The following is a 6,999-nucleotide window of genomic DNA, read 5'->3' as shown; positions in this document are numbered from 1 at the left end:
GGCATCAACAAGGATGAGTTCGCGGCTCGCGCCGGCACCGGCCATGTGCCGGCTGCATTGGAAACGCACTGGATCGAGCGCGATGCAAGCGCGATAGCCGCGCACATGAATCTCGACATGACGACAGAGCAGGGCCGAACCGAGGCGTTTAACCGGGCGGCGTCTTTCCATGCCGAAATGATGGATGATCTAACGGAGAAAGTCGAACTCACGCGGTCCGACTGGCAGGAATTGCAACGGATGCGTGAGCAGTTCGACCAAGCGGCCAACCGTGGCCCGGATACGGAGGAAATCGATGCGTGGGACGATATTCGCGGTGTCATGCCGCAAAGAGACGAGTTTACGGCTGAAAAAGCGGCGTTCATCGCTTATGCGCAGAAGTCGCCGCTTCATGCAGAATTGGCATCGCAGGCGCTCGACATCGAGGGACACGACAAGAATTACCCGTTCATAGAGCCAGCATCTTATATTCAGCCGGAAGACCGTGTTCATTTGAACCAGATCGCGACGGAACGCGGTATTCCGCTGGATTTCGATCTTCGGTCAGACCACGCCGAAAATCGGGTCGCGATGTTGAACGCGGTTGAAAACCGCTATTTCGGCATCGTCGCGCAAGAGGAAACCGCCCGCGAAGTGCGGGAACTGGCAGCTAAAGACAGTCTGACTTTCGATGAAAGCCGCAAGCTTATCGATGGGCTGAAGGCGATTGTCGGTGAAACAGGTGTGCGCGATCTTCAGAACGGCAATGTGTCGGAGTTCGTGGAGCACCTGAAGGCGGCAAATATCGAGATCGATCAGCGCGAGGCATACGATATGGGTAAAACCTATGTCGAGGCGATGCGTCAGCACGGTTACAATATGGACGATACCGAAAAGGCCATATTGACCGACAAGGTGCTGTTTGAGTTGCACGAGGAACGCGAACAGCTTGAAGAACAGCGCCAGCTTACCGAGGACACCCGTTCTCACAACCTGAACAGCGACCATAAACTGGGCTTGTGAGGTGAGGACAATGGTTCTGGCTGAAGATCGACGCAAACAGATTATCGGCGCGGCTCTCTTGACCGTATCGGGCGCGCTGTTGGGTTATATACTGGCGCTAATGGTTTTGACCGTCTGGCACAAGAATTGGACTATCGGCGCTTTCTATCTGATTGAAAACTTCCAGTCGCTTTACCGGCTGCATTTTCGCGAATGGCAAGTGTCCGCTGTCGTGATCGTCTTGCCGATGATCGGCGGCTTGCTGTTGAGCACGCGAATGCTCGATTCCGGTTTGACACAATATGGCGTCACCAAGTGGCAGACGATCAGCGACATGAAGCGCAATCGCTTTTTCGCGAACCCGGCCACCGGCTTTCTGCTTGGCAAGACCGGCAAGCCGTCCTCCAAGGGCAAGCTGATCGTTTCGGCCAAGTTTCCGCATTGCCTTCTGGTCGCGCCGACCGGGGCCGGTAAGACGGTGGGCTTCACGATCCCCAATCTTCTGACCTATCTCGGCAGCGCCATTGTTCTGGACGTGAAGGGCGAGTGTTTCGAGAAAACCGCCCGGCATCGAGCGGCGAAGGGGCATAAGGTGCTTCGCTTCGGGCCGACCGAGTATGGCCAGCCGACACACCGCTGGAATCCGTTGAGCCGCATCGAGAAAATGACCAACCCGGCGCAGCGCATGGCGGCGCTTGACAAGCTGGCGACCTTATTTCTTGCCGCGCAAAGCCCGCAGGCTGAAAGCTTCCTGCCGAACAGCCGGGAGGTTTTTGTCAGTTGCGCGCTTTTGGCTTTCGAGCAGGGCAAGTTCAATCTCGGCCATGTGCACAAGCTGGCCTTCAACGGCGAAGGCACCAACAATGATCGCTTTGCAGCTTACGCCAAGGTCGTTCGCGACGGCCATGCACGCGGATTGTTCCAGAAGCTCGCGAATACGGCGTCCGACACGTTGAGCGCCTATCTCTCCATTCTCGATTCTAGCGGCTTTTCGCCGTGGGCCAATCCGCATATCTGCGCGGTGACAGCCGGGAACGATTTCGATTTCGGGGATTTCCGCCGTGCACCGCATACGGTTTATTTCACCGTTACGAGCGAAGATATTCCGACAATCGCGCCACTGGTGCGCATGTTCTTCGCGGAAGCCATCGCCAAACTGCAGGAGAAGGAGCCGGAGCCGGACGAGCCGTTCCCGGTCATGTTCCTGCTCGACGAGTTTCAGCGCCTGGGCAAGATGAAAATCATCGTGGACAGCATTTCGCTGTTGCGCAGCTATGGCGGCAATGTCGCCATTATCACGCAGTCCATTCCCGACCTTGATCGCGTCTATGGTGTCGAGGATCGCAAGGCCATTCAAGCCAGCAGTGGCCTGAAACTCTATCTCACCCCGTCAGAAGAGGACACGGTCGAGGAATTATCGCAATCGGTCGGCACGACGACCAAGAAGGTCACGACCCGCTCAAAGTCCATGAAGGACGGCGTTTTCGGGGCCAATGTCACCGAGCGGACAGAAGAATATCCGTTGCTGACCAAGGATGATGCGCGCCGGTTGCCTTCCGATGAGATCATTATCGTTGTGAATGCGGCCATGCCGATCCGGGCAAAGCGCATTCAGTATTTTGCGGATCGTGAATTGAAGCCCATCTATGACGGCCAAGACCCGAACGCGCCGTTTCCACTTCCTAAGCGGGTCATCACCGAAGCCGATTACGACGAAATCAAAACCGTGGAATCGGTTTCGCAGGCAATCGCGGAGATCGGAGCCGAGCGGGCGAAGCAGGCCGACCGACCGGCAGCAAACATAGACGAACAAGAGCGCAGGCATTCAGCGGACAAGCGCGCAAGGGTGGCAAAAGCGCAAACGCCGAGACGGGAGGCTCGGTGAAAGATCTTGCCAAGAAGGATGCTCAGAACGCCGAAGCCGTGTGCCTCAAGATTGATGGTCTGTTCAAACGGGCCGGGCTTGGCGTGTAGATTTTCCGTCGCCGCTTGTTGACGCAAAAAGCCCGCGTCCGGCTGACCGCTATAGCCGGACGCATTGGTCAACTGCCTTTTCCGATCAAGGCCGTAGCCTTGCCTCGCACCTGCGCTAATTCCTGTTCCGAGATTCGCCCCTTCCGCACCGCCTTTCGAGCGCGCCAGTCAAGACTTTTGAGCTGATCGGCCAGAACCGCGCTCTGGCGCTCGTCATCGATCACAACCTCGAACGGATAACCCTTGCGCTTGATGGTCATAGGGCAGCAAAGCATCAAGCCTACCCGATTGTAGTTTGCAGGGCTAAGGACAACAGCCGGTCGATGCCCGGCCTGCTCGTGTCCCGCCTGCGGCGAAAACTGCAGCCAGACAACATCCCCGGCCTCCGGCACATAATCCGCCATCAGAAAGCTTCCTTGCCGACCGACGCACCAAAATCCACTTCCTCGTGGACATTATCGGGCGTAATGCCTGCAAGAAGCTCTTCAAGCCGATAGTTCGGTTGACGGACTGGTTCAATCACAATCCGCCCGCCTTCTTCGCGCACATCCACGGCTGTATCCAGTTCCAGATGCACCGCTTCCATGATTGCGGCCGGAAGTCTGACAGCAGCGCTATTGCCCCATTTTTTAATCAAAACCTGCATTTCAGTCTCCTCAAATAAGAATTCGGGAAACCGCCCCGTAAGGCGGAAACCGGAAGGCTTAGGCGATGCGAGCGTGTACGCTGTATTTCGTGCCTCTCACCCAAACAGAATCACCGCTTTCCGGGTAGTGTGCACGAGCAATCTGCAAAGCTTCGGTTTCGGAAGCCGAACGGCATTCATCCCATGCGACTGAACCGCGAAAAATCTAGAAGGTTTTCATTTCTGGTGCTCCGAAATCGGTTAGGTATCAACATTATCTAAACAATAAACCCGTTGCCATATCGTGTCAACAATGTAGATACAAAAACACCCGGCACTTTCGTACCGGGTGCGCATAGCAGGATGATGGCAAGGATCAGTGGGCTTCCACGTTTTTGGGGTCGGTTCCGGCTCGGGGCGAAATGACACCCGAAGGCTGGAATCTATCGGCGGGTTGCTTAAATGTAGTTTAACGACTACATTTGAGCAATGATCGAGGTAAAGCAGACGGCGACCTTCGCCAAATGGGAATCCCGGCTTCGGAACAAGCGCGCCAGAACCATCATTGCATCGCGGTTGATGCGTTTGGCCGAAGGCTTGCCGGGAGACGTGGAGCCGGTGGGCGAGGGTGTCAGCGAACTGCGGATTCACTATGGTCCCGGCTATCGCGTCTACTTTCAGCAGCGCGGGAATCTTCTGATCGTGTTGCTATGCGGCGGGGACAAGGGATCGCAGGCCCGCGACATTGCCACCGCCAAGAGGCTCGCCAAAGAATGGAGTGAACAAGATGACTGAAAAGCTGACCACCTACGACCCTGCCGCCGCACTGGTCGATGATGAGGAAATCGCTGCTTTCATGGCCGATGCCTTTGAAACTGGCGATGCGTCCTATGTCGCAAAGGCGCTCGGCGTCGTCGCTCGCGCAAAGGGCATGAGCGAAATTTCCCGCAAGACCGGCCTTTCCCGCGAACAGCTTTACCGCTCGTTCAGCGAACGTGGAAATCCGACACTCAAGACAACGCTGGCGGTGATGCGCGCACTAGGCGTTGATATGACAGCCAAGGCACATGCTTCTCAATAATGACTGTCCCTTTTGAACTGTAGTCTGTTCTGGACAACAATCGGCCCATACAAATCAAGGTCTTCCGGCACCAAAATCCAAGAAGGTTCAATTGGGACAGCGGAAGCAGCCTTGCGGTGTCTTTTCGCCCCGAGCCGGAACTGACCCCATATAGGAGAATAAATGCCGTCATTAGAGGAATACTTCAATTACTGGAGCGAACCGGCCATCGAGAATGATCGGGGCATAGATCGCGGGCCTCTCATTCAGCCCTATTATAGGCAATTAGGCCCGTATCCACGGGAAAGTGCGCTCTCGCTCCAACTCATCATTCCGACTGAGTGGAGACAATTATTCTTGCCAGGACAGACGCAGACAGATCCGCGTGTGGGGTTAAATACTTTGCCTGCAGCGCTGGCTCAAGTCATCCGCAAACTGGGCTTTGTACCTTGGGAATTCTATGGTCGCTATGGCAATTGGCAAGGCGGCGGACGCCGCTATATTCTCCGGCCCCATAGTTTCCCGCTATCGGTCGCGCTATACCGGCAGCGAATTCTTCCTTATTTTAGGGCATATAACAAGGAGACAGGAGAGCGTATTCCGGATAAGGAAAGATTTGAACGTACACACGAGTTTGCGCAATTCTGTGATTATGGCGACAGGCTTAGGCTTGCGGACATAGAGGCAATGGACCCTGAGGCCTATATGAATGAACTTAGGCAGTTAGGCTACTGGCCCAATTGATGGATCAGGCGACCGCTCGATTTTTTCTTATGCTTCACTGTAATTCCTTGAGGCGTTCTCAATATCGCCTCTGATAGCAAGAACTCTACTTCCCATTAATTCGGTCATACCGAGCCTGCATCTTGGCAGGAGAATCGGGAAATGACCTCGGCGCTTGAGCGTTGGCTGTCGTTTGCTTCGGTGGCGGCGATGCATTTGTTGTGCCCGGTGCCGGTCTGGAAATAACGTTATAAAGGGTTCTTGCCTGCGAGATAATTTCGTTAGGCTTGATACTTTGAACCATACCACAAAGACCGTTTACAATAGAGGGAATAAAAAATATGGAAAAAATGAGTATGCTTGCCGTTGCAATAAAGGGAATGAAGCCAACGATAGTTTCTATTGGCTGTTTTCCGATACTCGAAAAATAATTTGCAATGATGTTGTAAATCATTCCCAGCAATCCAGCGGTAATAACCGGATACAAAGCGTATGTTATCGCCCCTTGTATCCAGCGAAAGAAATAATCCTTGGTAGTGTCGAATATGTAGCAGGCAATAAACATGGGAGCTATGCAAACGAATACCGAAAACATTACCTTTGAACAGATAATAATCAAGCATCCAAGGCAACCAAGCAAGCTTAACTGCCATGTGATGAGATTGGACATGATCGCACCCGCAAACCAACTTGCCCGTTGCCCTACCTCATTTCCTTTCTGCGCAAGCGTATTGATCATAGCGTCAATTGCGCCAGCAACGGTATTCGCGCTTGAAGGGGCTGTCATCGTTAAGAGCTTGGCGGCGATTGAATCCATTCCTCCTTGTACAGCTTCCGTTACTTGGCCGAAGTTGCTCCATTTAAAACCGATGATGACGATTGCCATCAGCTTTACCAGGTGGCCGAGAAATCGGCCAAGAGAAATGGAGTGTATCTGTAGGAACTGATTCAAGATCAAAGCAACAATGGATAGAGTTGCCGCCGTCGCCGTCCCATTGATGGCTTGAAGCACAGCACCAAAGCCGGACGCGGACACGCCTTTGATCAGGGAATCTGCCGACGAAACAAAACCGGTGACAAAAGAATCCATTAGAAAATACCTGCGGTCTTGCAGATTTCGCGAGCCCTCATGATGAGGCTTTGCGATTTCGAACTATATTTTCTAAGGAACACGTTCGTTTCCGATCCATATGGAGCGTAAAATTTCAAATCCTTAAATTCATTCTCGTATATTTTTATTGCCTCATCCCAAGCGGGATAAAGCGTTTCACATGTGCATGTATTTTGGGAAATTATATTGTTTCCGATAAATGTGTTTTGGATATCCTCAAGTACGAATATGCCGTTTCTATCTTTATATTTTTCGTGAAACCACTTGGGAATATTTGTCCACTTGCAGCCTTTGGACGTAACGCCGCCTTCGTTGTCGGTCGTCACTTGTGGGCGCGCGAAATTAAAGAACTCTTTTTCCCGCTGCCGGGTGTCATCTTCAGGCGATCCTGCGCAGGCCGGTGCCGCGATCATCACCACGAATAGGGCGAGCAGTGCTTTTTTCATGTTAGTGCTTTCCTCTCACACGGTAGATTTCGGCAATGCCTCTTTGCGAGCCATGCCGCCCGGCCTGCACAATCACGTC

Annotated in this window: 9 protein-coding genes; 5 read left to right on the top strand and 4 right to left on the bottom strand. The window is 53.3% G+C overall.

Features of this window, described 5'->3' with window-relative positions:
• Together ACTJKP_RS25800 and ACTJKP_RS25795 are read left to right on the top strand one after the other, a co-directional pair.
• Positions 1-1,002: hypothetical protein (locus ACTJKP_RS25800; RefSeq protein WP_440632487.1), on the top strand; the 1,002-nt coding region annotated here is incomplete at its 5' end.
• Between the two features lie 10 nt (positions 1,003-1,012).
• On the top strand, positions 1,013-2,866 hold the full coding sequence (locus ACTJKP_RS25795) for a type IV secretory system conjugative DNA transfer family protein (protein ID WP_440632707.1): 1,854 nt from the start codon (positions 1,013-1,015) through the stop codon (positions 2,864-2,866).
• Positions 2,867-3,023: 157 nt separating this feature from the next.
• Here the strand turns inward: ACTJKP_RS25795 and mazF are convergent, their stop codons facing one another.
• Both mazF and ACTJKP_RS25785 read right to left on the bottom strand, forming a co-directional pair.
• Positions 3,024-3,359, bottom strand: a complete 336-nt coding sequence (mazF, locus tag ACTJKP_RS25790) for an endoribonuclease MazF (protein ID WP_440632706.1) — start codon at positions 3,357-3,359, stop codon at positions 3,024-3,026.
• Positions 3,359-3,601 (bottom strand): AbrB/MazE/SpoVT family DNA-binding domain-containing protein, encoded by a 243-nt coding sequence (locus ACTJKP_RS25785; protein ID WP_440632705.1) that lies wholly within the window; start codon positions 3,599-3,601, stop codon positions 3,359-3,361. Before ACTJKP_RS25785 ends, mazF begins: the two co-directional genes overlap by 1 nt.
• 468 nt (positions 3,602-4,069) lie before the next feature.
• Between ACTJKP_RS25785 and ACTJKP_RS25780 the strand changes: the two genes are divergently transcribed.
• The 3 genes from ACTJKP_RS25780 to ACTJKP_RS25770 all read left to right on the top strand — a co-directional run bounded on the left by ACTJKP_RS25780 (position 4,070) and on the right by ACTJKP_RS25770 (position 5,384).
• Positions 4,070-4,375, top strand: coding sequence for a type II toxin-antitoxin system RelE/ParE family toxin (locus ACTJKP_RS25780; protein ID WP_440632704.1), 306 nt, complete (start codon positions 4,070-4,072; stop codon positions 4,373-4,375).
• On the top strand, positions 4,368-4,661 hold the full coding sequence (locus ACTJKP_RS25775) for an addiction module antidote protein (RefSeq protein WP_440632703.1): 294 nt from the start codon (positions 4,368-4,370) through the stop codon (positions 4,659-4,661). Before ACTJKP_RS25780 ends, ACTJKP_RS25775 begins: the two co-directional genes overlap by 8 nt.
• Positions 4,662-4,823: 162 nt before the next feature.
• Positions 4,824-5,384, top strand: a complete 561-nt coding sequence (locus tag ACTJKP_RS25770) for a hypothetical protein (RefSeq protein WP_440632702.1) — start codon at positions 4,824-4,826, stop codon at positions 5,382-5,384.
• Between the two features lie 85 nt (positions 5,385-5,469).
• On the opposite strand, the gene ACTJKP_RS25765 is transcribed toward ACTJKP_RS25770, so the two are convergent.
• Together ACTJKP_RS25765 and ACTJKP_RS25760 are read right to left on the bottom strand one after the other, a co-directional pair.
• Positions 5,470-6,453 carry a type IV secretion system protein gene (locus tag ACTJKP_RS25765; protein ID WP_440632701.1) on the bottom strand — a complete coding sequence of 328 codons (984 nt, stop codon included), beginning with the start codon at positions 6,451-6,453 and terminating at the stop codon, positions 5,470-5,472.
• The gene (locus ACTJKP_RS25760; RefSeq protein ID WP_440632700.1) at positions 6,453-6,920 is read right to left on the bottom strand and encodes a hypothetical protein; all 468 of its coding nucleotides are present in this window, start codon (positions 6,918-6,920) and stop codon (positions 6,453-6,455) included. The genes ACTJKP_RS25765 and ACTJKP_RS25760 overlap by 1 nt, the downstream gene beginning before the upstream one ends.
• Positions 6,921-6,999: the final 79 nt, after the last annotated feature.

The organism is Brucella sp. 22210 (genome assembly GCF_052045675.1).
Lineage (GTDB): Bacteria > Pseudomonadota > Alphaproteobacteria > Rhizobiales > Rhizobiaceae > Brucella.
Note: the sequence above shows the minus strand (reverse complement) of the source record. Positions and strands in the feature narration are given on the sequence as shown.